The following is a 24,821-nucleotide window of genomic DNA, read 5'->3' on the forward strand; positions in this document are numbered from 1 at the left end:
TCGCCAGATCGTGCATGAGTGATTCTCCGGATGTGTCGCTGCGTCGTCGTGGTCCCGCGTTGGAGCCGTTGCTGCTGTCGGACGAGGAGCGTGCGGCGCTCACGCGGTGGGCCCGCAGAGCGACGTCCGCCCAGGCGCCGGCTCTGCGGGCACGGATCGTGCTGGCCTGCGACGGCCCCGATGTGCCGTCGATCGTCGGTGCGGCAAGGGAGTTGGGGATCACCGCGGACACGGTCCGCAAGTGGCGGCGGCGGTTCCTCGTCGAGCGGCTGGACGGGTTGGCGGACGAGCCGCGGCCGGGCCGACCGCCCACGATCGCACTGGACGAGGTCGAAGCGGTGGTGGTCGCGACACTGGAGGAGATCCCGAAGAACGCGACGCACTGGTCGCGGAGCTCGATGGCGGCCCACAGCGACCTGTCGAAGTCCACGGTGGGGCGGATCTGGCGGAAGTTCCAGCTCAAGCCCCACCTGGCGGACACCTTCAAGCTCTCCACCGACCCGTTCTTCATCGAGAAGGTCCACGTCCCAACACCCCAGGTTCCACATGCACTTCACCCCGACCGGGTCCTCGTGGATCAACCAGGTCGAGCGCTGGTCCGGCTTCCCAACCGACCAGATGATCCGCCGCGGATCCCACCGGAACGTCCAGGCCCTCGAACGCGACATCCGCACCTGGGTCAAGCGCTGGAACGAGGACCCCACACCGTTCACCTGGACCAAGACCGCCGACGAGATCCTCGACTCACTCGCCCGATTCTGCCGACGGATCTCCGGCGCAGGACACTAGTACTGGAAGAGTACTTCCGGATTGTTCGGCGAGGGGCCGTCCAGCAGCGGACTGTGGATCCCCTTCAGCGTCTGGTCGAAGAACGCTGTCACGTACTCGCGGGTGATCACCACCCCGCGTTCCGGGGAGAGGGGCGGCGACGGGAACCCGGCCTCCTCCAGAAGCAGGTCCAGGTCGGTGAAGCTGAAGTGGTCGGCGTCGGTGACCGTCAGCCACTTCTTGTAGTCGCCGAGGGCGGCCCAGGTCTGCTCCCACTCGCCGCCGGCCGAGTGGTGGTCGGCGGCCGCACCCAGCATGAGGAACGGCCGGTTGATCTGGCCGGGCATCGGGGCCGGGTGAAAGGAGCCGTCCATGTTCACTCCGGCCAGTACTCGCGAGTCGGCGATCATCGTGGCGGCGGCCGCCGCTCCGCCGAGGGAGTGTCCGGCCATTCCGATCTTGTGCTTGTCGATGAGGTGTGCCAGGCGCCACGAGGTATTGCCATGCGTCAACTGGTCGATCACGAAGGACACGTCCAGCGCGCGGCTGGCGGCGACGGAGTCGAAGTCGAGCCGCGCCGGGTCATCGCAGATCGCGCACGGCGGCGTCTGGCCGTTCGCCAGCGTCTCGCCGCTGTCCTCGTATGTGTGGCCGACGAGCGCGACGATGTAGCCGTGACTCGCCAGGTCGGTCGCGAGCGAGGTGAGCACCATGCGCGGGTCCTCGTACCCGGGTGAGAGGACCACCAGCGGATGCTTGCCGCGTTGCGGCCGCGCGCCGTCGAAGGCGTGAGTGGTGACGCTGGAAAGGTTCTGTGGGGTGACGCCGGAGCTCGCCGGTGTCTTCCGGTGCTGGAGGGATCCGGCTGCCTCGGCGAGGGTCATATAGGGGGCCGGAGTCCCGGTCCCGGGGACGGCCGGGTAGACCATCGTGACGGTCAGTTGGCGGGGGCCGGATGTCGGCACCCACGGGTCGGGACGACTCGCGTCGGTGAGGTGGATGACGTCCTCGCCGGCGGCGTAGGGGCCGGTCGGCGCGGGGAGCGTGCCCTGGAAGGACCGCGGGGGCGCGGCGGCAGCTGTGGCGGCGGTCGCGTGCACGGTGGACGGCGGGGTCGTGGCGGCGACTCCGGTGCCGGTCGCGGCCACTGATGCGGCGAGACCCAGGATTGCGACAGCGCTGATACGGCGCTTGCGGTTCGAGGTGGTGTTCACGGGCACGATCCTGCCCGGCCCCGCCCTGACGCTCGATCATGCGGGCTTCCGCCTTGAGGGTGGTGCTGGCTACACCCTGAGATCCCCAGCGGCGCGAGGCTCCCTTCGTCGGCGTCGTCGAGCGCCACCTTCGTCCTGGCCTACGACGAACACGACGCCAAGCCCTACCGCTGGACCCACGACGGCAGCCCACTCAAAGCCGCATGAACCCCCGAAGGATCAACGCGGCGCTGCACTGGTCCTGCGAGACATGCTGCTCGCCGGACACGGGCGTGCCGGAGCAAGGCTCGAGCGCCACCACCTGCTCGTGACGAACAAGAAGTTGGACGCGGCACTCTACGTCGACGACCGCAGCCCCACCTTCACCGGCGGCTGGAACGCCGCCCTCGCGGAGGCGCTGCGCCGCATCGGCGAGCCGCCCGACCCGCCGGCCCCCTCCGCCGCTACGGCACTGACGATCCGCCAGCCCTGGCAGGGCGGCCGTATCGGCCTGCCAGGGCTGGCGCCATCGAAGCGCTGCGCACGCTCGCCGAGCACAGGGCGGTCTTCGTGTTCACCGCCCGGCCGAGTCGCTGGCTGCCGGAGCTCGCAGACTGGGTGGCCTGGTACAGCGGACTGGCCGCGTTCGTTGACCCGTTGCCGGAGCGGGCGTACTACACCGTGGCTGGCGGCCCACAACAGCCTGTCCACCCGCACCTGGCTCGAGGACCATCCCCGGATACGACATGTCTTCATCCCCGTCGGCGCCTGCTGGCACAACCTCCAGGAGGGCTGGTGGCGCATCTTCCGCAGGACCGCCCTCGTCGGCCAGTCCTTCGCCGGCCCCGACGAGACCGACCAGGCCACCCGCCTCGCAACCACCCAGCTCAACGCACGTGCCAAGCCCTGGATCCGGGGCAGACCGCCCCCACCAACCCGCCAATGCCGACGGCGATTCGTGTACCGCCTTTGAGGAATCCAACACTAGAGCCACTCCGTGTAGCGGGTGGGGGCGAGGTGGGCGTCCTTGTCGGTGAGGACGTCGCCCCTGACGGCGGCGAACATGCCGGCGGTGGGGTCGGTGACGACGGTCCGGCTGTCGCCCTTGTGGGCCAGGGTGATCCGGCCCAGCTCGTCCAGGGGGAAGATCTCGGGGCCGGCGATGTTGCGGATGCCGCCCAGCGGGGCGCCCGTCGCGACCTCCGCCACCGCGGTGGCCACGTCCTTGGCGGCGATGGGCTGGATCGGCGTGGCGGGCAGCCGGACGGTGTCGTCGGCGGCGGTCCAGGACAGGACGGCGTCCATGAACTCCATGAACTGCGTCGCCCGGACGATCGAGTAGGCGATCGGCCCGGCCGCGAGGATGTCCTCCTGGAGCACCTTGGCGCGGTAGTAGTCCAGCTCCGGGACCTGGTCCACGCCGACGATCGAGAGGATGACGACGTGGCCGACGCCACCCTTCCGGGCCGCGGCCAGAAGGGTGGCCATCGAGGTCCGGAAGAAGGCGAGGGAGGCTTCGTCGAAGGTCGGGGAGTTCGTCAGGTTGACGACGACGTCGGCCCCCGCCACCGCCTCGTCCAGTCCCTGGCCGCTGATGACGTCGACTCCGGTGGACTGCGAGTGCGGCACCGCCTCGTGCCCGGCGGCGTTCAGGTTCCTGACGACCTGCGACCCGATCAGCCCGGTACCGCCGATGACCGCGAACTTCATGACATGCCTTTCGTCGGGAGCATGTCCGAAATATGGCATAAACACCCTCCGATGGAGGCCCGGGACGCATCCCGGGACGGCGGCACAGCCGGACGGGGGCGACCGGGTTGCGACCTCGGCCGACAACCGGCGGTTGTCGGCACTCGCGCACGGTTGTTGGACCGCTCGGGCGCCCCGGGATTGGCTTGGTCCCGGGCAACCGGCCCGATCCCGATCCGCCAGCACAGGAGTCACCATGGACCAGCTCGACCCCCGGACCGTCGTGGAGCGCTACGTCACCGCCGTCGCCGAGGGCGACCTCGACACCGTCGTGGCCTCCTTCGCCGAGGACGCCACCTGGACGTACCCGGGAAACCTGCCGCTGTCGCGGCAGTGGCGCGGCCGGGACGCCATCGTCCGGGACTTCCTCGGTTCGGTCGGCACCCTGTTCGCCCCCGGCGGCGCCCCCGCGGTGGCGCTCACCGGCCTGCTCGCGGACGGCAACCAGGTGGTCGCCGAGTGGAGCGCCAAGGGCACCGCCGCGAACGGGTCGAGCTACGACAACCAGGCCCTGGGCATCTTCACCGTCGAGAACGGCCTGATCACCTCGGTGCGCGAGTACCTGGACACCCAGCACGCGGCGCAGACGCTGTTCGCGGACCCGCTTGACCCGGCGGACCCGGCGACCCCGGCTGCCCCGGCTGCCCCGGCAAGCTGAGGCAGCCGGGAACCGCCGACCGTCGTCAGAGGCTCGACCGGAGACCCGGCGGCGGGACGATCCCGAACTCGCCCTCCAGCAACTCGACCACCTCGTCCGGGCTTTCGAGCTCTCGGACGGCGGCCGTGCCGTCGGCCGCGGTACGGGTGAAGGTCATGCCGTCGAGCCTCACGTGGCCGGCGCCCTTGGTGTACTGGATGTAGAGCCGCTTGAAGGGCGAGCGCGGGTACGTCGCCACGTGCCAGTTGGCCACCCCGATGTCCGGGGCGGGCACCCGGTCCAGGGTGAAGGCGACCTGGCCGTCCCAGACACCGTCCGTCTTCGCCTGGAGCACCCAGACGGGCGCGGGACCGTCCGGCTCCTCGACCAGGAGGCGGTGGTGGCGCCCCGCGCCGTCCCGGACCTGGTCGGGAACCATCGGGAGGGGCTCCAGCAGCGCGCCGCGCCCGCCGAAACCGACGTCGGCGAGGTGGCGGCCGGACTCCCCGGGCACCCGGACGGCCAGCACCATATGGGTCCGCGGCCGGATCTCCCCGGGGCGTGCGCCGACCAGGACGCGGCCGGTGAGCCGGGTGACCTCGAATCCCAACTGTTCCAGTACCGCGGCGAACAGGGTGTTCTGCTCGAAGCAGTAGCCGCCTCGGGAGCCTTCGACGAGCTTGGCCTGCAGGTCGGCGAGGTCCAGTGACGGGACCGAGCCGACGACCACGTCGACGTTCTCGAACGGGATGCCGAGGACGTGCGCGCGGTGCAGGGAACGGAGGGTGGCGAGGGTGGGCTCGGGCTCGCCGTCCCATCCGATGCGTGCGAAGTATTTCTCCAGATCAACGGTCATACGGCCACCCTACGAACCGCACAGGGGCGTTGACCTCCACCCGTGGGCCTGACCCCGATGGACCGCGCGACCTAGGACCAGCGCGGACCTGCCAGTCGGGGCGGTCCCCGGTCGGCCCGGTCGGCCCGATGGGCGGCGTCAGTTCGGCAGCAGCAGGTTCACATCGCCGAACTCGTGCCACAGGTACCGCTGCTGGACGGCCTCCGCGTAGCAGCGCCGCAGCAGCGGGCGGCCGGCGACGGCGGCGAGCATCAGCAGGTGCGAGGCCTGCGGCTCGTGCCAGCCGGTGAGCAGGCCGTCCACCACCCGCACACCGCGCTCGGGCGTGATGACCAACTCCGTCCAGCCGTCCGCCTCCTGGACCTCTCCCCCAAGGCCGGCCGCCGACTCCAGGGCCCGGACGACGGTCGTCCCGACCGCGATCACCCGCCCTCCGCCGGCCCGGACGTGCCCGACCAGCCGGGCGGTGGCGGCCGGCACGTGGAACCGTTCCGCGTACGGCGCCTCGTGCGCCTCCGGCGAGGCCACGCCGGTGTGCAGCGTGACCGGCGCGAGCAGCACCCCCCGACCGGCCAGCCGGGCCACCACCTCGGCGCTGAACGGCCGGGCGGCGCTCGGCATTTCACTGCTGCCGGGGACGGTGGCGAAGACCGTCTGGTAGGCCTCGATCGGCCAGTCCCGGTCCACGTAGCCGTACCGGACCGCCCGCCCGTGGCGGTCCAGATAGCGCAACAGCGGTACGGGAAGGTCCAGTCGGGCGCGCCAGAGCCGGGGGGTGAACGGTTCGGTCAGCTCGGCCGACGCACCGCCGGGCAGCGCCACCCGCAGCCCCGGGCTAGCCGGCGACTCGGCGGGTGGATAGTAGGCGGCGGCCGCACCGGGGACGACCCGGCGCAACTCCACCAGGTAGGCGCCGCGCTGGTCCGGCTGGGCGGAGGAGAGGTGCAGCGCGACCGGGGTGCCGTCGGGCAGCCGGCCGGACAGCGCGGCCGGCAGGGTGGCCGAGTTGTTGACCACCAGCAGGTCCCCCGGGCGCAGTACCTCGGGCAGGTCGGTGAAGCGGCGGTGCTCGACGGCCGTCCCGCTCCGGCGGCCGACCAGCATCCGCACGCCGTCCCGGGCCGCCCCGCGGGCCTCCGCCGGTGCGCGGGCGGAGAGTTCGGGCGGTACGACGAGGTCGATCCCGGGATCCGTGCGTGCGGTCACCGGTCCTCCCGGGCGCCCGCCTGGCCCGCATGGGCCGCCTGGCCCGCATGGGCCGCCGAGCCTGCCTCGGCCGGCAGGTCGCTGGCGCGGTAGCGGCCGGAGGCGACGCCGCCCCGCAGCAGGCCGAGCAGTGCGGGTGCCACGGCCTCGGGCGGCAGTTCGCCGGAGATGTCCTCGCTCGGGTAGGCGTCCTGGTACATCCTGGTCCGCATGGTGCCGGGGTCGACCGCCCAGACCTTCAACTCCGGTTCCTCCCTGGCCAGTACGGCGGAGGCCTGGTCCAGCGCCGCCTTGCTCGCGCCGTAGCCGCCCCACCCGACGTAGGCCTCGACGGCCGCGTCGGAGCTGATGTTGAGGACGGCCCCGGCGTGCGCCCGCAGCTGGGGCAGGACGAGCTGGGTCAGCGCGATCGGCGCGAGGGCGTTGACCTCGAAGGTCTCCAGCAGGTCGGGCAGCGGGACGTCGGCGAGGCGGGGCAGCGGCGCACCCTGACCGTCCGAGCCGTTGAGCGTCCCGGCGTTGTTGACCAGAAGGCTCGCCCCGCCGAGGCCGGCGGCGGCCTCGGCGAGGTGGGCGCGGTGGGCGTCGTCGACGACCGACCCGGCCAGTGCGACGACCTTGGTGACGGCGGCCAGTTCGGCCTCGGCGACGGAGAGTTCACGCTCGTTGCGGGCGGTGATGACCAGCTGCCAGCCCGCCTCGGCGAGCGCCTGGGCGAGGGCGCGCCCGAGGCCGCGCGAGGCCCCGGTGACCAGGGCGACGGGGGCGGAGGGAGCGGCGGACCGGGTGGGGCTGGAGGCGTTCTGCGGTGCGTTCATGGCACCACGATCGCTCCGAAGGGGTCCGGGGTGGATCGGCCGCCGGTCCGGTGGCCAGGTGGTTCCTTCGGCGTAGTCCGCGGGGCTTAGGGTCCGTTCGGTCGCTCCCGGGCAGACCAGGGCACTCCCACCGCGCAGCCGTCGGCGTCGCGAACGGGCCTAAGAGCCTTCACGGACTCGAACGTGCCTCCGCCTCCGTCGTGTGACTCGACACACGGCGGAGGCGGAGGTGCTCGACTGCACCCGGCGGGCTCCATGCACCGCGGCTTGCGAGGCATCGGAGGACCACCAAAGTGGCGAACGAGTACCGGCGCCATCACCTGCCGGGTCCGCCAACACGAAGAGGCCCGCCGGAAACGTCCGGCGGGCCCCATTCGGCCGATCGGCGATAGGCCGCCTACACGGCACCGCACCTACCTACGATGCGTTCCCATCATCCGCCCAGCGGCCGGTCGCGATCAATTTGCTGCCGTCAAACAGCTCGATCGGGTCATGACGGGTTAGCAAATCCTGGTACTCCTCCCGAAAAACCAGCTGCAAATCAACCTCATACTCCTGCCCCAAAAGGAACAATTCATCCTCAGAGGTGGCCAGAACGATACAGCTGGTGAAGCGCTCACCAATCTTCAACTGGGGTCGGATCCCGCTCATCGCAGGCGCCCTACGCCCACCCTCAGATGTCGAAAGAAACCTCACTTGCGCTCGCATAGGCCTCACCCGCGAATTCCATTAAAGAACATGCTTGATTCCCTGGATAGCTGCATGGAACTGGTCAGCCTGGGTGCCCGGCTGCACGGTGATCACACCATTGCGGAAGACCGAAACATCAATATCCCTAGAGAAGTCGAAATGAGGCAGTGCGCTTCGGCTGATGGTAACCTTCAGAATCGCAGCCTTGCTTTTGTCCCAGTTTGCATAGGTCAGCGCCTCACCCTCCGTGAAGGCGAACTGCCGACCTTCAAGACTGGGACCCCCTGGGTGAAATCCGCCGGTCTCCATGACGCCCTCGAATTCCCGCACGCCCACAGCGCGGTAAAGATCGACCGTGGCTCCTGGGCCCTGCACCGCTTCAGCAGCCGTTGCCGCCCCACAGTTGTGGGCCAGGAGCGACACGGTTCCCGCCACAACATAGTAGGTGTGGAGGTTCGAGACCGTGAGGTCGAAGGTGCGCCCCTCGCCGACACGCTGGTCGACCGCGGTCAGGGTGGCGGTGCTCCCGTCCGAGCTCTGGAGCAGGTCGCCCGCCTGCAGGTTGCGGGCCTCCTCCCACCGCTGGGTGGCGGTGTTCCAGAACGGGTGGTGCGCGGTCGTCGTGAGGGTGGCGGGCTTCGTGCCTGACGATCCGATGGAGAGGTCGGCGAACTCCTTGTCGTCGTCCGTCACGATCACATCGGTGACGGCCTCGGGGCTGCTGAGTCCCTGCTGGGGATCGGCGGCGAGGACCCGGTCCCCCGCCTGGATCTGCTCGATCGGCACCAGGGTGCCGTCCGCCATCAACACCAGCGTCCCCGCGGGGAAGCTGTGACACACCATCCGCCAGCCGCCGCCGTAGTCGATTTCGTAGGCGCCCGGGCCGGAGTTGTTCTTGTCGCCGAACGTCCCTTCGTCGTTCGTGACGAAGGTGCCGTTGTTGCCGCTTCCGCAGGAGCTGTGGAAGGCGCAGGAGTTGACCAGCAGGCTGGCCCGCTCCATGGGGGCCGCCTGCCCGGTGCTCGAATAGCCGTTGACGACCGAGATGTTCTCGATCAACGCCTGGACCTCGTCCGTGCAGGCCGGGCCGATGGCCTTGCACGCGGCGGCGAGGGCGGTGTTCTCGTCCTTCACCGTCATGTACTCGGGGTACGCGATCTTCTTGACCTCGGCCGCGTAGGCCTTCTGGAGCTTCCGAGCCAGACCGGAGCCGTCGTCCTGCACGGCGACGGTCATCGTGATGGCCACGTAGACCCGCTGGGTCGAGGCGGCCACCGGGGCCGGGCCCGAGCCGCTGTCGCCACCGCCCCCGTCCCCGTCCCCACCGGTACCGGAGGTCACGCCGGTCCCGCCGGATCCGCCGTTGCCGGCGGCCTTCTTGTCCTCCTCGGCCTGGGTCTGTTCGGCGCAGGCCTGGGTGGCGCACCAGCTGCCGTAGAGGCCGCTGGGGTCGCTGGTGTTGACCGGGTCGTTGTAGCTGTAGGCGTAGGCGTTCCACTGGAGCGGGTTCGCCGGGTCGAGGATGGGGTCGGGGCTGATGAAGCGGCCGGTGGCGGGGTCGTACTGGCGTGCCCCGAGGCTGGTGAGGCCGGTGGTCTCGTCCGTGAGGCCGCCGACGAAGCCCTTGGTGCCGGCCCAGGCGGAGGCCGCGGGCTGGGCGCCGCGGGGGTTGCCGAAGGGGTCGGTGAGCCGTCGGGTGACGGTCATCTCGGCGTCGATGCCGATCTGGACGCCGTTGGTCCCGTGCGGGTCGGCGGCCTGGATCACCACGGTGCCGCCGCCGACCGGGGCGGTGACGCGGGTGAAGGTCAGCCCGCCGCCGCCGGCGAGGGAGCGGGTGTTGGTGGTGGCCCCGGTGGCCGTGTCCAGGGTGAGCTCGTCGCTGCCGACCACGAGGGTGGTCTTGCCGGGACTGTGCCGGACCAGCTGGTTGCCGTCGGCGTCGTAGACGTAGGTGGTGTCGCCGGCGGTCCCGGTCCTGCCGATCGTGGTCGGCTTGCCCTCGGCGTTCCAGGCCAGGCTGGTGGTGCCGGAGGTGTCGGTGATCGCGGTGGTGTTGCCCGCCGCGTCGTACTGGTAGCGGGTGGTCTTGGTGCCCGCCGGGCCCGTGCTGGTGGAGTTCAGCAGCGCGTGCGGGCCGCCGGTGCCGCCACCGGTGTTGGGGGCGCTGGTGGGGGTGTTGCGGGTGCCGGCGGCTCCGAAGGTCTGGGTCGTGGTGGTGTCGTTGAGGCTGTTGCCGCTGATGTCGTGCTGGACCAGGCCGGTGCGGTTGCCGGTCGCGTCGTAGCTGTAGGTGTTCCAGTACGGCGCCGGGCCGCCGACGGTGCGCCCGCCCGGGCCGACGGCCGCCGGGCCGGCGGCGTTGTCGCAGCCGCCGATGCCGGGGACGGTGGTGGAGCTGCCGGTGCCGTGCGTGGCGCCGGAGGAGTCCGTCCAGTCCGCGGTGGTGTGGGTGGCGCCGGTGTCGGTCCAGGCGTTGGTCAGCCGGCCGAGCCCGTCGTAGGTGAAGCACTGCAGGTCCCGGTCGCGGGCGTCCTGCAGGTCGGTCACCGAGGTGATGCGGCCGGAGGCGGTGTAGGTGTAGGTGGTCTGGTCGGCCGAGACGGTGCCGTTCTGCCGGTCGACGAAGGAGTTGACGACCCGGCCGGTGGCCCAGTCGTACTGCTGGGTCGCGGCGACCTGGCGGCCGTACGGGCCGACGGTGGTACGCACCGGGCGGGCGGCGGCGTCGTAGACGACCTCGGCCACCACGGACTTCTTGAGGCTCTTGCTGGAGACCAGCAGCCCGGTGTCGTTGTAGGTGTAGCCGATGGTCTCCGACGGGAGCCCGCCGGCGGCCGGCAGCGTGAGGGTGTCCACCAGCCCGAGGACGGGGTCGTAGGTGGCCGCCGTCTCGTAGGTGCCGGCCAGCGCGCCCTCGGCGGAGGGGATGGTCACCGCGGTGCCGGTCGGCCGGTAGCCGACGTCGTAGCCGGTGACGGCGTTGACGTAGGCCGCGCCGTTCGCGCCGCCGACGTAGCGGGTGGACGAGGTGGGCTTGCCCTTGGCGAGCGTGTCGTACGTCCAGGAGCCGAGCTGGTTCTCGGGGGCGACGCCGCCGTTGTACTGACCGGTCTTCCGGCCGATCAGGTCGTAGGTGTAGGCGAGCGTGTTGCCCTTGTCGTCGACGGTGTGGTCGACCCGTGCGTTGGCGTCGTAGTAGGTCCTGGAGGTGCCGGCGTCCGGGTCGGTGATCGAGGTCTGCCGCCCGAGCAGGTCGTAGGTGTAGGACCAGGTGTTCCCGACGGAGTCCTTGTGCGTGGCCGGCTGGCCGAGCGCGGTGTAGGTGTAGGTGCTGATGTCGGCGTCGGCCGGGTTTCCGGTCGGCGTGGCGGTGCGGTACTGCCAGGCCGAGACGGTGCGGCCGCGGGCGTCGGTGATCGTGGTGGTCGGCGCGCCGCCCTCCGGCGGGGTCACGTCGACGCGGTCGGCGCCGCGGTAGGCGGTGGTGGTGGCCCACTGCAGGTTGGCGTTGGAGCGGAACTCGGCGCGCACCGGGCGGCCGAGGCCGTCGTACGAGGTCCAGGTCTGCGCCGGGACCTGCGAGTCCTGCGGGAGGTAGAGCGCGGTGCTGGGCGCGGTGGTGGCCTCGTAGTAGGGCGCCGAGGTCTTGATCACCCAGCCGTGCGAGTCGTACACGGTGTCGGTGATCAGCCGGCCGGTGGCCCGGGCGTCGCTGGTCTGCTGGACCTGCCGGGTACGGCCGAGGCCGTCGAAGAGCTCACGTCGGCCCGAGTAGGTGCCGCCGCTGCGCTGGAGCCACTCGCTGGTGATCACCGAGGGGCCCGCGGCGCCGTTGACGGCGTAGCTGAACCGCTGGTTGGGCAGCTCGGCGAGGTCGCGGCCGGGGACCCACACGGCGGTCCGGCGGCCGAGGCCGTCGTACTCCTGCGTGGTGGTCCGCTGGTTGGCGTCGGTCTCGTTGAGCGCCAGTCCGCGGCCGGGCTCCTGGTTGACCACGGCCGTCCAGTCGGCGCCCAGCGGGCCGGTGGTGGTGACGGTGGTCGGGAACAGGCCGGTGGCCGGGCTGCGGGTGGTGCCGGTGACGGCCGGGGTGAGCGTCGCGCCGCTCAGCTGCGCGCCGTTGGCGTCGTACGACGACCCGTTCGGGGTGGCGGTGGTGACGGTGCGGCCGTAGGCGTCGTAGGTGGTGCTGCCGCCGTGGGTGTAGACCGGCCTGCCGGCGCCGTCGTAGTGGTCGAGCACCTGGACGCTGGTGGCGTCACCGATCGTGCCGGCCTGCTTGAACGGCCGCCCGTCGTACAGCGTCCGGCTGCCGCCGACGGTGTTCGCGGCGGTCGCCGTGGTGCCGCACGGGCCCTGCACGGTGGTCCGGGCGGCCGGCAGGATCATCAGCGCCGGGTTGTCGGAGGCCGCGTACTCGATGGTGGTGCACAGCTCCGGGGTGGCGGCGGTGCCGTCGCCCTTGTCGGTGCTGGTCAGGACCCGGTTGCCGTGCGCCGGGTCGGTGGTGGTGACCGACGTGGTGGTGTTCCAGGTGCCGTTCGCCAGTTTGGCCTTGCTGATGTCGGTGACCTGGGAGTCCGGGTAGCGGGCGTAGATCTTCGGCGCGCCCGCGCTCTGGGTCTGGGTCGCGGTGTTCTGCTGGCCGGAGCGGACGCTGCCGGCGACGGACACCACGGAGCCGCCCGCCTGGTCGAGGACCTCGGTGGCGACGACGGTGCCGGCCAGCCAGTCGCTGTCCTTGACGGTGCCGCCGAGCGGGCTGGCGACGTCGACGCTGCGGGTGGTGCCGTTGGCGAGGTAGTCGCCGTCCATGCCCCGCAGGTAGGTGGCCTTCTTCTGGGTCTTCGGGGCCTCGCCCGGGGCGGCGCTGCCGGTCGTGGTGGTGACCGCCTCGTAGCCGCGGAAGTAGTCCCAGGTGCGGGCCTTGGGGTCGGTGAACTCGGCGTCGTCGCGGTGCCAGGCGGCGGGGCCGTGGTAGGTGTACTCGGTGGTCCGGGTGGTCGACGGGCTGGTGACCAGGTCCTGCTCGGTGACCGTCTGGACCAGCGGCTTGTTGAACCAGTCGTGGACCGGCTGGACCTCGGTCTGGCCGGGCAGCGGGATCCGGCCCGGCGGGTACCAGTTGACCGGCATGCAGGCCTTGGTGTTGCCGTCGGCCGAGGCCGGCATGGTGTTGTTGACGCGCGAGCACTCGGCGTCGGTGTAGCGGACGTTGATCCGGCCGCCGGTCTCGGTGGTGATCTCCCGGACGCGCGGGCGCATGAACATCGGGGAGGGCGGTACCAGGCCGTCCACCCGGTTCGCGATCATCTTGTAGGCGAACGTGACGGCCGGGAGCTTCGCCTCGGGGTGGCCGTTGGTGCCGGTCCGCGTGATGGAGTCCAGCCACAGCGTCCGCTTGGTGCCGTCACCCGGCTCCACCAGGGACTGGCCGAGGGCCCAACTGTCCACGGTGACCGGCCCGGAGGCGGTCGTCACCTCGGTGCTGATGGAGGTGAGCCGCTTGGTGGAGAAGAAGCTCGGCGCGTAGTTGGTGCAGGCGCCCGAGGAGGCGCAGAGCTGGTCGACCGGCACGTCCGGCCAGGCGTCCGCGTTGGCGGTGGTGCGCTGGCTCTCGGCGCAGGTGATCGCCCCGCTGGGGTTGCAGCGCTCGGCGGTCGCGTCGAACCGCACCAGGGCGCCCGGGGTGAGCGCGCCCTTCGCGGCCTTCTGCTCGTCGTAGCGCTGGTTGTAGCCGATCTGCGTCAGGGTGACGGCCCGCTCGTAGGGGCTGAGGGCGCCGTTGCCGTTGTTCTGCCCGCCGCCGCGGCTGTAGTGGTTGGTCTCCGGCGCGTAGCGGTAGGTGATCAGGTTCTTGTGCGTGTCGACGACGTGGTCGAGCTGCCAGCGCCACGCCATCTGGCACCAGGAGGCCTTGCCGGTGGACGCGCTGTAGCAGGGGTCGCCCGCGTTCGGCGAGTAGACCGGGCTGGTCAGCACGGACTGGGCCGCCGGGTCGGTGCCGTCGCCCCCGGGCAGGTGGTTGCTGCCGAAGTAGTACTCGGTGCCGTCCGGGGTGGTGATCCGCCAGTACTCGGTGTCCCGGTACTCACGCTCGCCGGCCCCGCGCGGGGCGCCGGTGAGCTGCTCGACCTTGGACCCGTCGTCGCTCTGCAGGTGCCAGGCGCCGGTGGTGTCGTCGCGGACGAGCGTGCCGGAGCGGCCGGCCAGCGACAGGGTCGCGTTCTGCCCGCCCCAGCAGCGGTCGCCCGAGTCCTTGATGCCCTTGTCGCCGGCCTTGTCGCAGGTGCGGTAGGAGCGCTCGATGAAGCCGGGCTCGTACGACCAGCCGTCACCGATCCAGGAGGACTGGGAGTTGGTGGCGGAGGTCCGGCCGTCGACGGCCGAGGAGTTGTAGCCGAGCACCACGGACGGCGCCAGGCCGCCCAGGGTGGGCGGGGTCTGGACGGTGTAGTTGTAGGTGAAGCTGCCGACGTTCGAGCCGGCGCTCCAGTCCATCGACGGTGCCAGCGGCGTCGCCGCGTAGCTGCCGCCGCCGCCCGACGCGGTCGGCTCGGCGGCCAGGACCATCGGGGCCGCCTGGCTGCGCTGCGCGGCCGGAGCGGCCTCCGCGGCTTCCGGAGCGGCGTCCGTGCCCGGTGCGGACTTCGCGGCCGGCGCCTTCGCGGACCTCGCGGTGGAGGCGGGCGGGAGGACCACGTCGGCGGAGAGCCTGCCGCCCGCCTCCACGGTGGACTCCACCGGGGTCCGGGTGCGGCACTCGTCCCGCTCGGGCGTGGTCAGCGCACAGGCGGGCAGCGCGACGAGCCGTGCCCGGTCCGCCCAGCCGGCGGCCTGGAGGCCCTTGAGGTCCAGGGTGACCCTGGTGCGTCGCCCTTCGGCGGACGGCGCGGGGTCGGTGTCGGTCAGCGCGACCAGGGCGCTGCCCGCGCCGGCGGCCCGGCCCTTGGCGGTGTCCGTCAGCTCGACGGCCACCGAGGTGGCGGCCGGCGCCGGGGTGGCGGGCGCCCCGTCGGCGGCCGGCTCCGAGCCTGCGGACGCCGAGGCCGCGGAGGCCGAGCGCGCGGAGGCCGCGTCGCCGGAGGCGGGTGCCAGCAGGACCGGCAGCGTGCCGGCCCGGCTCGCCGTGGCCCCGCCCGAGGCCGGGGAGGCCCCACCGGTCGCGGCACGGGCGGCCTTGGCCGCCGGCCCGTCGGCGCCCAGCAGGACGGTGGCCTTGCCGGGCACCACCGGGGGCGCCACGACGGGCGTCCAGGAGTCCGGACGCGGCGCCGTCTTCGCACCGTCCTTGCCGTCCTTGCCACCTGGCAGGTGGTCACGGCCCGGAACCGACGGTGTGTCAGCGCCCAACGGTGTCTGCGGAGGGGACCAGACCAGGTCCTCCGGCTCCGGTGCGGCCCAGGCCACACTCGGCGGCACCACCACACCGGTCAAGGTCAACGCGAGCAGGGCGGCCAGGCCGGGCGACCAGCGGCCGCGCCGCCTCGCCCTCCCGGCCCGCCCCAGGGCATGCCGAAGCTCCACTACTGTCCCCTCCGTCAAACGGCATGACGCAGCCTCAGTGGTGGGCGCGCCCCTCCGTGCGAATCAATCGCGCACGGACCTTATTGACCGTCAGCCCCGACCTGCCACCACGAATCGGGCAAACCGGAATTGGTTTATACCTTTGTTACCGAGCGTCGGTACACCAATGGGATATGTGAAGACAAAGCACCGAACGGGTTTGACGATTCGCCAGGTCAGCCAGCATCGTTCGTTCCCGTACGCGCCGCCCGGGACGGGCGGGCTTCACCGGAGGGGACCGATGTCGTCCATCAGATCCGCACAATCACCACAGAACCGGATACCTCGTACCGGCCGCCGCCGATCACCGAACCGGGCCCTCGCCGCGCTCGGCACCAGCCTCGCGCTCGGCCTCGGGCTGCTCGGCGGTACGGGCGCCCCCGTCGCGGTGGCCGCACCGGGCCCGGCCGGCGGCACCTCCGCGACGGCCGCGCCGATGGGCCCCGCGCCGGCCCGCACCCCCGAGCAGCAGGCCATGCTCGACGCGGTCACCACGGCGAGGTCGACCGGCAAGCCGGTGGTCGTCGAGGCGATGACCACCGAGGCGTCCAGGACCGTCGCCAACCCGAACGGCACCCTCACCACCACCGACGACAGCGCGCCCGTCCGCACCAGGCGGTCCGGCGGCTGGGTCGAGCTCGACGCCACGCTGCGTGCGAACCCCGACGGCACCCTGACCCCGGCCGTCGCCTCCACCCCGGTCTCCTTCTCCGGGGGCGGCCGCGGCCCGATGGCCACGATCAGCACCGACGACGGGAGGAAGCTCTCCGTCGAGGCCCCCTTCCCCCTCCCCAAGCCGACCCTGGCCGGCGCCACCGCCACCTACCCGGACGTCCTGCCGGGAGTCGACCTCCAGCTCACCGCGCTGTCCGTCGGCGGCTGGCGCGACGTGATCGTCGTCCGCACCGCCGAGGCCGCCGCCAACCCGGCCCTGAAGACCCTGCGCTTCCCGCTCAAGGCCGAGGGGCTCACCGTCTCCGCCGCCGAGTCCGGCGAGGTGAACGTCAAGGACGACGGCGGCACCGTCCGGTTCCGGTCCCCCGCCGCACTGCAGTGGGACTCCTCCCGGCCCGCCGCCCAGCCCGCCTCCTCGGCCAGGTCGGCCAAGTCGGCCGCGGCGGGCAACAGCCTCGACGCGCCCCCGCCGCCGCCCGCCTCCACCGCCGAGGCCCCCGGCGACGGTGCCAACGTCGCCGCGATCGCCACCAAGGTGGTCGGCGACGCACTGGAGCTCGTGCCGGACCAGGCCGCGCTGCGCTCGGGCACCGGCCCGTGGTACCTCGATCCGACCCTCACCGCGGTCGCCAGCTACTCCGAGGGCTCGGTCCAGGTCCAGGAGAACTACAAGACCGCCGAGAACTACAACAAGAAGACCAACGTCGCCACCGGCTACTGCGGCTACTCCAGCCCCGACCCCAACCTGAACTGCGCCGTCAAGGGCCGCGAGCGCGCCTACTTCCAGTTCCGAATCAACCCGGCCGTCTACACCAAGCCCAACGGCGCCGACGCCCCGCCCACGCTGTACACCTCCACGCTCAACGCCCAGGTCAACAACCCCTCCAGCCCGGGAACACCCGTCGACCTCGGCGTCTACTCGGCCCCGCAGGGCAGGGTCATCCACGAGCACAGCAAATGGACCGACCAGCCCTGCGGCGACAACGGCAGCGTGGTCATGGAGGGCTGCACCTACGTCGGCAGCCAGACCACCACGGGCGGCGGACCGATGTCCGTCGACGTCACCGAGTGGATGAAGCAGGCCGCGGCGGGCCAGTGGTCGGTCTGGACGGTCGGCTTCGCACCCAAGGCGAGCGAGTACGAGAAGCTCTACCGGGTCAAGGTCGCCAGCAACCCCAGCATCGCCACCACCTACGACATCGCGCCCACCGTCTGGTACCCGCGGACCAGCCCCGGTCCGGGCTTCGCCGACAGCCGGACCTCCGCCGAGTGCACCAGCGGCGGCACCCGGCCCTGGGACAACCCGGGCTGGATCGGCAACAACCTGAACATCAACCTGATCGCCAACAGCTGGTCCCCCACCGGGCAGAGCGTCTACACCCGCTTCCACCTGTGGGACGACAACGACGGCGGCTTCGGTGTCGTCAACGGCGGCTGGCTCGGGAGCTACAACGACCCCGGCTACAGCCTCCCGGTCGGCTCGCTCTCCGACGGCCACAAGTACGGCTGGTACGCCGAGGCCACGGACGAGGCCCTGACCTCGCCGATGAGCGCCTGGTGCTACTTCCGCGTCGACCGCACCAACCCGCGCCTCAGCATCAGCTCCCCCGACTTCCCGCCGTCCGGGACACCCAACGACCACCCCACCCGGTACGCCAACGACACCAACCCGGCCACCTTCCTGATCAACGCCGAGGACCCGGCCCCCGGAGCGGGCCTGGAGGCCTCCGGCATCGCCTGCGTGCGCTTCAGCGCCCAGCCGACCCCGGTCACCGGCTGGCAGTGCGGCGACTCCGGCACCTACGGCCCGGGCGCGGCCGTCCCGTTCACGCCCACCCGGTGGGGCACCAACAGCGTCTACGCGTGGGCCATGGACGTCGCCGGCAACTACAGCCAGCGTGCGGACTACTCGTTCTACGCCCCCTGGCGGCCCGGTTTCGTCCCCGTCTTCGGCGACACCGACGGTGACCAGATCCCCGACATCGTCACCCCCGACGCCGGCGGCAACCTGCGCACCCTGAGCGGCAACGCCGACCCGGCGCGGGCCATCACCGCCACCGGGGTCAGCGCACCGCGCAACGGCGTCAACGACACCGCCACCAGCTGGGCCGACTACCAGGTCACCCACCGCGGCACGCTCAACGAGTCCGGGGCGCTGGACCAGCTGATCGTCCACAACACCCGGGACGCCAACCTCAAGAAGTACCTCTACCTGATCGACAACGACGGCACCGGCCGCTACGACATCTACCAGAAGATCCCGCTGACCAGGCAGAAGTCCACCAACTGCGCCGCCGTACCGACCTCCGGCCTGGCCTGCCCGACCGGTCGGCCGTACGCCGCCGACTGGTCCGAGGTCAGCCAGGTGGTCTCCCTCGGCACCCCCGACGGCGAGCTGACCAGCACCAGCCCGGGGACCCCGACCGACCCGGCGAAGACCTCGATCATCAGCCAGACCTCCCTGCTCACCGTCGAGGGCGGCCGGCTCTGGCTGCACGACGCCAGCGAGCTGAAGTGGAACGAGGTCAACTCCCCGGCCCTGCTCATTCCCACCGCCCCCGGTACGGGAAGCTGGGACGACTACGACCTGATCAACCCCGGCCCCGCGAACGGCGTGACCACGACGGCCGGTTTCGACGACGCCAAGCAGGCCACCCTCTGGGCCCGGCACCGCACCACGGGCCAGATCTTCGCCTACCCGATCACCCGCAGCGCGAACGGCAAGGCCGACTTCAGCGCGCTGACCAACCCCGCCGGCGGCAAGCCGATCGAGACCATCAGCGGCCTGAACTCCACCAGCCACCCCGGGATCGGCGCCGCCGACTTCAACGGTGACGGCTTCGCCGACCTCTGGGTCATCGACAACACCGGTGCGATCGCGATCTTCACCGGCACCGGCGGGGCGCCCGGCCGGGTCGACGGCTTCACCGGCTACTCCGTCATGGGCTACGCCAACACGAGCGTGTCCCTGAGTTCCAACCAGGTCCCCTGGCAGTGCGTCGACGCCGAGGGCGGCCCGCGCGACGGGGCCGAGATCTCCGTCTACGGGTGCTGGCAGACCGTCAACCAGCGGTTCACCTTCGGCATCGACGGCACCGTCCGCGCCTCCGGCTACTGCCTGACCGTGCAGGACCCGTCGCTCGACAACGGTTCCAAGGTGGTCCTCGCCGTCTGCCGGAACCAGCCGAGCCAGAAGTGGGCGACGACCTCCGACGGCCGGATCTACCTCCCGGCCACCGTCTCGGCCGGCGCGCCCACCGGGCGCTGCCTGGACCGCCCCGGGTGGAGCCCCGACCAGGGCATCCGCCTCGGCATCTGGGACTGCCCCGTCCTCCAGGCCAACCAGCAGTGGACCCTGAACCCCGAGACCGGTCCCTGACCTCCTGAGGAACCACGGCCCCCGGGCCCCGGGGACAGCCAGGCGCCGCGAGCAGCTCCGTGCTGCCCGCGGCGTCTGGCTGTCTGTCTGTAGCGACCCTAGCGACCCGGGCTGACGGGCTCGGCCGCCTGCTGCGCCCAGATCTCCGGGGCGGACCAGGCGGTGAGGCTGCGGCGGCTCTCGAAGCGGTGCGGCCTGCCGGTCAGCGGATCGGTGAACTCGACCACCGAGGCGAGCAGTTGCAACGGCCGACGGAAGTCGTCCGGAGCCGGCTCGGGCAGCAGCACCGGGTAGACCGGGTCCCCGAGGATCGGCAGGCCCAGGCCGCTCATGTGCAGGCGCAGCTGGTGGGTGCGCCCGGTCAGCGGCCGCAGGCGGTAGCGGCCGAGCCCGTCGCGCAGCTCGGCCAGCTCGATCAGGCTCTCGCTGTTCGGCGGGGCGTCGACCTCCTGGGCGGCGATCACCCCGCGCTCCTTGACGATGTGGCTGCGCACCGTGCAGGGCAGCGCGAGCGCCGGGTCGTACCCCGCGACGGCCTGGTACTCCTTGCGGACCAGCCGGTCCCGGAACAGCGTCTGGTAGGCGCCGCGTTCCTCGGGCCGCACCACGAACATCGCCAGACCCGCGGTGAGGCGGTCCAGCCGGTGCGCGGGGCTGAGCGCGGGCAGGTCGAGCGAGTGCCGCAGCCGGGAGAGGGCCGTCTCCACGACGTGCCGCCCGCGCGGGGTGGTGGCCAGGAAGTGCGGCTTGTCGACCACCACCAGGTGCTCGTCCCGGTACAGCACGTCCAGCTCGAACGGGACGTGCACCTCCTGCGGGAGGTCGCGGTGGAGCCAGAGGTGGGCGCCGGGCCGGAACGGCTCGTCGGGGGCGACCGGGCCGTGCTCGCCGACGATCTCGCCCCCGCCCAGCAGCGCGTCGATCCGGGCCGGGTCGACCGTCGGCAGCCGGTCGGCCAGGTACGCCCGCAGGGTCGGCCACTCCCCCTCGGCGGGCAGCCGCAGGTGCACCGGATCCACCCCGTTGCGCTGTGGCAGGGGGGTGGGCGGCACCTTCCGCTTACGTCTCATCTCCCGGTCAGCCTAAGCCCTTGCTTTCGGCCGCCGGACCGGTGCAGTGGATCCGCCCCGAGGTGCTGAGGGGGGCGGCCGCGGTGGAGAGTGGACGGAGGAGGGGTCGGACTCCGACCGGCCCGCCCGTTCAGAGGAGCGCGCGTGACCGGCGATCGCCCGCAGGACGCGGTGCCGCCGCTGCGCCTGCCGCGGCGGATCCGGCTGCTGCTCGGCTGCGCGTTCCTCCTGCTGGTCGCGGCCGTGGCGGCCGACCTGGTGACCGGGCCGGGGACGACGCTGTCCCCCGTGCTCGCGGTCGCGCCGATCCTCGTCGGTGTCACCACCCGCAGACCCCGGGTGCCGATGATCACCGGGGCGATCGCCATCGCCGCCGTGGCGCTGCTGGAGCTGAGCAACAACGGTCTGCCGGACTCCGTCCACCTCACCGCGCTGATCACCGTGCTGGCGGCGACCCTGGCGAGCGCGGCCAACGTCGGCCTGGTCGCGGCCAGGGAGCGCGAGCTGTCGCAGGTCCGGACGGTCGCCGAGGCGGCGCAGCGGGCGCTGCTGCGCCCTCCGCCGGAGCGGATCGGGCCGCTGCGGATCGCCGTGCGGTACGCCGCGGCGGCGGCCGAGGCGCGGATCGGCGGGGACCTGTACGAGGTCGCGGACACCCCGTACGGCATCCGGATCCTGCTCGGGGACGTCCAGGGCCACGGGCTGCCGGCGGTGGAGACGGCCGCCGACGTGCTCGGGGTGTTCCGGGAGGCGGCGCGCACCGAGCCGGACCTCGCCCGGCTCGCCGAGCGCCTGGACGCGGCGCTGGCCGGGCGCCCGGCGAACGAGCGGTTCGTCACGGCACTGTTCCTGGAGGTGCCGCCGGGCGGGGCGGCCGGTTTCGTCAACTGCGGGCATCCGCACCCGCTGCTGCGCCGCGACGGCCTGGTGGTGGAGCTGGAGCCGCCGCTGCACGCGCCGCCGCTGGGGCTGCTCGGGCTGGTCGGCGGGCAGTACCAGGCGGGCCGGTTCGAGCCGCGGACGGACGACCTGCTGCTGCTGCACACCGACGGCGTCTCGGAGGCCCGCAACGCGGCCGGCCGCTTCTACCCGCTGGCGCAGCGCTGGGCGGAGCTGCACCCGGGGAGTCCGGAGGACCTGCTCGACGCGCTGCTCGGGGATGTCGGCGCCTGGGTGGGGGCGGGCGGGCTGGACGACGACGCGGCGATGCTGGCGGTCCGCTGGGAGTAGCCGCGGTGGTTTTTGGTGCGGGCGGGCGGCGCCCGTCTCTCGGGCGCGATTGTCAGTGGCCCGTGCGAGGCTGTGGGCGCGGTCGGCACAGGGCCGGGCGCTCGGGTGCTTCGAGGGGACAGAGCCATGGGGAACACGGCGGGCGGGGCCTTCAAGGTGACCGGCTTCGAGCCGGAGGAGACGGACGAGCAGCCGGGCGCGACGCTCGGCCGGGTCCGGATCACCAAGGACTTCAGCGGCGGGATGACGGGGAGCAGCGTGGTGCGGATGCTGTCCGTGCTGGACGGCGCGGGTGCCCCGGCCTCGTACGTGGCGGTGGAGCACTTCACCGGCGAGCTGGAGGGGCGCAAGGGCTCGTTCGCGCTGCAGCACGCCGCGTTCGGCACCGACGGGGTGACGATCCAGGTGGTGGCGGGCACGGGTGCGGGTGAGCTGGCGGGGATCACCGGGGCGTTCCGGCTGTCCGTCGACGAGGCGGGCGGGCACACCTACGTCCTGGAGTACGAGCTGGGCTGACCGCCTGGCCACCTACCCACCCGACGAGTGCCCCGGCGGATCGCCCTGACGGGCGCCCGTTCGCGCGGCGGCCCCGGCACAGGGGCGTGCCGCTGTCACGATGATGCGATCAGTGCACGATCGACATCGGAGGGTGGCGCATGCCGGGTGCAGCGATGCGGGCGGGGAGCGGGCTCGCCAGGGTCGACGCGGTGATCGGCCGGCTGCGGGCTGTCGGGGCCGGCCTGCCCGAGGAGGACGGCGTGGCGGTGTTCAACGCCATGTACCTCACCGTCACGGAGCTGGTGCGCCGGCGCCTCGGCGAGCCGTGCTTCGCCGACCCGGGCGCGATGGCCGAGCTGGACGCGGTGTTCGCCGGGCGCTACCTGCTGGCGGTGGACGCGGTCGGGGCCGGGCGGCGGCCGCCCGCCTGCTGGCGTCCGCTGTTCGAGCTGCGTGCGCACCCGGGCATCCACCCGGTGCAGTTCGCGCTGGCCGGGATGAACGCCCACATCCAGCACGACCTGCCGCTGGCGGTGGTCGAGACCTGCGACCGGCTGGGCTGCGAGCCGCAGGCGCTGGCCGGGGACTACCAGCGGATCGGCGGGCTGCTGGCGGAGGTGGAGACGGCCGTCCGGGAGCGGTTGATGCCCGGACCGGACGTGCTGGAGCTCGCCGAGCCGCTGACGCACCTGGTCGGCGCCTGGACGGTCGACGCGGCCCGGGACGCTGCCTGGGCGAGCGTGCTCGCGTTGCGGGCGCTGCACGGGGTACCGCTCGCGGCCCGGGCGCTCACCGCCGCGCTGGACGGCTCGGTCGGACTGCTCGGCCGGGCCCTGCTCACACCGCTGGGCCTGCCCGGCCAGGACCGGCACCGGCCCCCGGACCACGGCCGCACCCGTACCGACACCCGCGCCCACACCCACACCCACACCCACACCCACACCCACACCCACAGCACAACGGCCGGCCGGCTCCCCGAGGCGAGGAACCGGCCGGCCGTGAGCTGATCGGGATCAGGCCCAGCTGGAGTGCAGCGGCTTGCCCTCGGCGTAGCCGGCGGCGCTCTGGATGCCGACCACGGCCTTCTCGTGGAACTCCTCCAGGCTGGAGGCGCCCGCGTAGGTGCAGGAGCTGCGCACGCCCGCGACGATCGAGTCGATCAGGTCCTCGACGCCCGGGCGGGCCGGGTCGACGAACATCCGCGAGTGCGAGATGCCCTCCTCGAACAGCGCCTTGCGGGCCCGGTCGTACGCGGAGTCCTGGGAGGTGCGGTTGCTCACCGCACGCGCCGAGGCCATGCCGAAGCTCTCCTTGTACTGGCGGCCGTCGGCGGTGGTCTGCAGGTCGCCGGGCGACTCGAAGGTACCGGCGAACCAGGAGCCGATCATCACGTTGGAGGCGCCGGCGGCCAGCGCCATCGCGACGTCGCGCGGGTGGCGGACCCCGCCGTCGGCCCAGACGTGCTTGCCGAGCCTGCGCGCCTCGGCGGCGCACTCCAGGACGGCGGAGAACTGGGGCCGGCCGACGCCGGTCATCATCCGGGTGGTGCACATCGCGCCGGGGCCGACACCGACCTTGAGGATGTCGGCGCCCGCCTCGACCAGGTCGCGGACACCCGCGGCGGAGACCACGTTGCCGGCCACGATCGGGATCTGCGGGTCCAGCCCGCGCACCGCGCGCAGCGCGCTGATCATCGACTCCTGGTGGCCGTGCGCGGTGTCGACGACCAGCACGTCGGCGCCGGCCTCGACCAGGGCCTTGGCCTTGCCCGCCACGTCGCCGTTGATGCCGACGGTGGCCGCGACCCGCAGCCGGCCCTCGGTGTCCACGGCCGGGGTGTAGAGGGTGGCGCGCAGCGCGTTCTTGCGGGTCAGCAGGCCGACCAGGCGTCCCTCGCCGTCGACCACGGGGGCGAGCTTGCGGTGCGCCTCGCTCAGCTTGTCGAAGGCGGCGCGCGGGTCGATGCCCTGGTCCAGCAGCAGCAGGTCGCGGGACATCACGTCGGCGAGGCTGGTGAAGCGGTCGACGCCCTGGCAGTCGGAGTCGGTGACCACGCCGATCGGCTTGTCGTCCTCGACCACGACCAGCGCGCCGTGCGCCCGCTTGGTCAGCAGCGAGAGGGCCTCGGCGACGGTGGCGCCGGGGCCGAGGGTGATCGCGGTGTCGTGCACCAGGTGGCGCTGCTTGACCCAGCCGATGACGTCGGCGATGACCTCGGTCGGGATGTCCTGCGGGATGGCGACCAGGCCGCCGCGGCGGGCGACGGTCTCGGCCATCCGGCGGCCGGCGATGGCGGTCATGTTGGCCACCACGAGCGGGATGGTCGTGCCGGTGCCGTCGTTCGACGAGAGGTCGACACCCTGCCGGGAGCCCACGGCGGAGCGGCTGGGGACCATGAAGACGTCGTCGTACGTGAGGTCGTACGAGGGCTTGAGGTCGTTCAGGAAGCGCATGAAATGGGGCTCTCTGGCTGGGAGAAGGTA

General features: G+C 72.3%; 14 protein-coding genes and 1 pseudogene. 6 read left to right on the forward strand and 9 right to left on the reverse strand.

Annotated features, from left to right (window positions below):
- Positions 1 to 14 precede the first annotated feature (14 nt).
- A pseudogene (locus ACIGZJ_RS13530) lies at positions 15 to 789 on the forward strand (helix-turn-helix domain-containing protein).
- Here ACIGZJ_RS13530 and ACIGZJ_RS13535 read toward each other — a convergent pair.
- Complete coding sequence (locus ACIGZJ_RS13535; RefSeq protein WP_396457321.1) at positions 786 to 1,982, reverse strand: alpha/beta hydrolase family protein; 1,197 nt, start codon at positions 1,980 to 1,982, stop codon at positions 786 to 788. The pseudogene ACIGZJ_RS13530 and the gene ACIGZJ_RS13535 sit on opposite strands and share 4 nt — an antisense overlap.
- A gap of 963 nt (positions 1,983 to 2,945) precedes the next feature.
- On the reverse strand, positions 2,946 to 3,671 hold the full coding sequence (locus tag ACIGZJ_RS13540; RefSeq protein WP_396457322.1) for an SDR family oxidoreductase: 726 nt from the start codon (positions 3,669 to 3,671) through the stop codon (positions 2,946 to 2,948).
- Between the two features lie 235 nt (positions 3,672 to 3,906).
- Between ACIGZJ_RS13540 and ACIGZJ_RS13545 the strand changes: the two genes are divergently transcribed.
- Entirely contained in the window at positions 3,907 to 4,368 is a 462-nt protein-coding gene (locus tag ACIGZJ_RS13545; RefSeq protein ID WP_396457323.1) for a nuclear transport factor 2 family protein, read from the forward strand.
- Between the two features lie 25 nt (positions 4,369 to 4,393).
- Here the strand turns inward: ACIGZJ_RS13545 and ACIGZJ_RS13550 are convergent, their stop codons facing one another.
- The 5 genes from ACIGZJ_RS13550 to ACIGZJ_RS13570 all read right to left on the reverse strand — a co-directional run bounded on the left by ACIGZJ_RS13550 (position 4,394) and on the right by ACIGZJ_RS13570 (position 15,447).
- Complete coding sequence (locus ACIGZJ_RS13550) at positions 4,394 to 5,203, reverse strand: arylamine N-acetyltransferase (RefSeq protein WP_396457324.1); 810 nt, start codon at positions 5,201 to 5,203, stop codon at positions 4,394 to 4,396.
- Between the two features lie 138 nt (positions 5,204 to 5,341).
- A complete protein-coding gene (locus tag ACIGZJ_RS13555) occupies positions 5,342 to 6,409 on the reverse strand; it encodes an S-adenosylmethionine:tRNA ribosyltransferase-isomerase (RefSeq protein ID WP_396457325.1) in 1,068 nt (355 codons plus the stop codon).
- Positions 6,406 to 7,227, reverse strand: coding sequence for an SDR family NAD(P)-dependent oxidoreductase (locus ACIGZJ_RS13560; RefSeq protein ID WP_396457326.1), 822 nt, complete (start codon positions 7,225 to 7,227; stop codon positions 6,406 to 6,408). Before ACIGZJ_RS13560 ends, ACIGZJ_RS13555 begins: the two co-directional genes overlap by 4 nt.
- A 417-nt stretch (positions 7,228 to 7,644) precedes the next feature.
- Positions 7,645 to 7,878, reverse strand: coding sequence for a hypothetical protein (locus ACIGZJ_RS13565; protein WP_396457327.1), 234 nt, complete (start codon positions 7,876 to 7,878; stop codon positions 7,645 to 7,647).
- 78 nt (positions 7,879 to 7,956) lie between these two features.
- Positions 7,957 to 15,447, reverse strand: a complete 7,491-nt coding sequence (locus tag ACIGZJ_RS13570; protein ID WP_396457328.1) for an RHS repeat-associated core domain-containing protein — start codon at positions 15,445 to 15,447, stop codon at positions 7,957 to 7,959.
- A gap of 280 nt (positions 15,448 to 15,727) precedes the next feature.
- Between ACIGZJ_RS13570 and ACIGZJ_RS13575 the strand changes: the two genes are divergently transcribed.
- A complete protein-coding gene (locus tag ACIGZJ_RS13575) occupies positions 15,728 to 19,540 on the forward strand; it encodes a ricin-type beta-trefoil lectin domain protein (RefSeq protein WP_396457329.1) in 3,813 nt (1,270 codons plus the stop codon).
- A 98-nt stretch (positions 19,541 to 19,638) separates the two neighbouring features.
- Here ACIGZJ_RS13575 and ACIGZJ_RS13580 read toward each other — a convergent pair whose 3' ends face one another.
- Positions 19,639 to 20,610, reverse strand: coding sequence for a pseudouridine synthase (locus ACIGZJ_RS13580; RefSeq protein ID WP_396457330.1), 972 nt, complete (start codon positions 20,608 to 20,610; stop codon positions 19,639 to 19,641).
- Positions 20,611 to 20,754: 144 nt separating this feature from the next.
- On the opposite strand from ACIGZJ_RS13580, the gene ACIGZJ_RS13585 reads away from it, so the two are divergent.
- The 3 genes from ACIGZJ_RS13585 to ACIGZJ_RS13595 all read left to right on the forward strand — a co-directional run bounded on the left by ACIGZJ_RS13585 (position 20,755) and on the right by ACIGZJ_RS13595 (position 23,345).
- Positions 20,755 to 21,840: a PP2C family protein-serine/threonine phosphatase gene (locus ACIGZJ_RS13585; protein ID WP_396457331.1), complete on the forward strand. Its 1,086-nt coding sequence runs from the start codon at positions 20,755 to 20,757 to the stop codon at positions 21,838 to 21,840.
- Positions 21,841 to 21,966: 126 nt separating this feature from the next.
- A complete protein-coding gene (locus ACIGZJ_RS13590; RefSeq protein WP_396457332.1) occupies positions 21,967 to 22,356 on the forward strand; it encodes a DUF3224 domain-containing protein in 390 nt (129 codons plus the stop codon).
- Positions 22,357 to 22,496: 140 nt separating this feature from the next.
- Positions 22,497 to 23,345 carry a DUF5995 family protein gene (locus ACIGZJ_RS13595; RefSeq protein WP_396457333.1) on the forward strand — a complete coding sequence of 283 codons (849 nt, stop codon included), beginning with the start codon at positions 22,497 to 22,499 and terminating at the stop codon, positions 23,343 to 23,345.
- A gap of 6 nt (positions 23,346 to 23,351) precedes the next feature.
- Here ACIGZJ_RS13595 and ACIGZJ_RS13600 read toward each other — a convergent pair whose 3' ends face one another.
- The gene (locus tag ACIGZJ_RS13600) at positions 23,352 to 24,791 is read right to left on the reverse strand and encodes a GuaB1 family IMP dehydrogenase-related protein (RefSeq protein WP_396457334.1); all 1,440 of its coding nucleotides are present in this window, start codon (positions 24,789 to 24,791) and stop codon (positions 23,352 to 23,354) included.
- Positions 24,792 to 24,821: the final 30 nt, after the last annotated feature.

The sequence above is a fragment of the Kitasatospora sp. NPDC052868 genome, assembly GCF_044547105.1.
GTDB lineage: Bacteria > Actinomycetota > Actinomycetes > Streptomycetales > Streptomycetaceae > Kitasatospora.

Bases quoted from the DNA above. Each gene is read 5' to 3' on its own strand.
- ACIGZJ_RS13540 (WP_396457322.1), bottom strand. From the start codon at position 3,671: ATGAAGTTCGCGGTCATCGGCGGTACCGGGCTGATCGGGTCGCAGGTC.
- ACIGZJ_RS13545 (WP_396457323.1), top strand. From the start codon at position 3,907: ATGGACCAGCTCGACCCCCGGACCGTCGTGGAGCGCTACGTCACCGCC.
- ACIGZJ_RS13550 (WP_396457324.1), bottom strand. From the start codon at position 5,203: ATGACCGTTGATCTGGAGAAATACTTCGCACGCATCGGATGGGACGGC.
- ACIGZJ_RS13560 (WP_396457326.1), bottom strand. From the start codon at position 7,227: ATGAACGCACCGCAGAACGCCTCCAGCCCCACCCGGTCCGCCGCTCCC.
- ACIGZJ_RS13565 (WP_396457327.1), bottom strand. From the start codon at position 7,878: ATGAGCGGGATCCGACCCCAGTTGAAGATTGGTGAGCGCTTCACCAGC.
- ACIGZJ_RS13575 (WP_396457329.1), top strand. From the start codon at position 15,728: ATGTCGTCCATCAGATCCGCACAATCACCACAGAACCGGATACCTCGT.
- ACIGZJ_RS13580 (WP_396457330.1), bottom strand. From the start codon at position 20,610: ATGAGACGTAAGCGGAAGGTGCCGCCCACCCCCCTGCCACAGCGCAAC.
- ACIGZJ_RS13590 (WP_396457332.1), top strand. From the start codon at position 21,967: ATGGGGAACACGGCGGGCGGGGCCTTCAAGGTGACCGGCTTCGAGCCG.
- ACIGZJ_RS13595 (WP_396457333.1), top strand. From the start codon at position 22,497: ATGCCGGGTGCAGCGATGCGGGCGGGGAGCGGGCTCGCCAGGGTCGAC.
- ACIGZJ_RS13600 (WP_396457334.1), bottom strand. From the start codon at position 24,791: ATGCGCTTCCTGAACGACCTCAAGCCCTCGTACGACCTCACGTACGAC.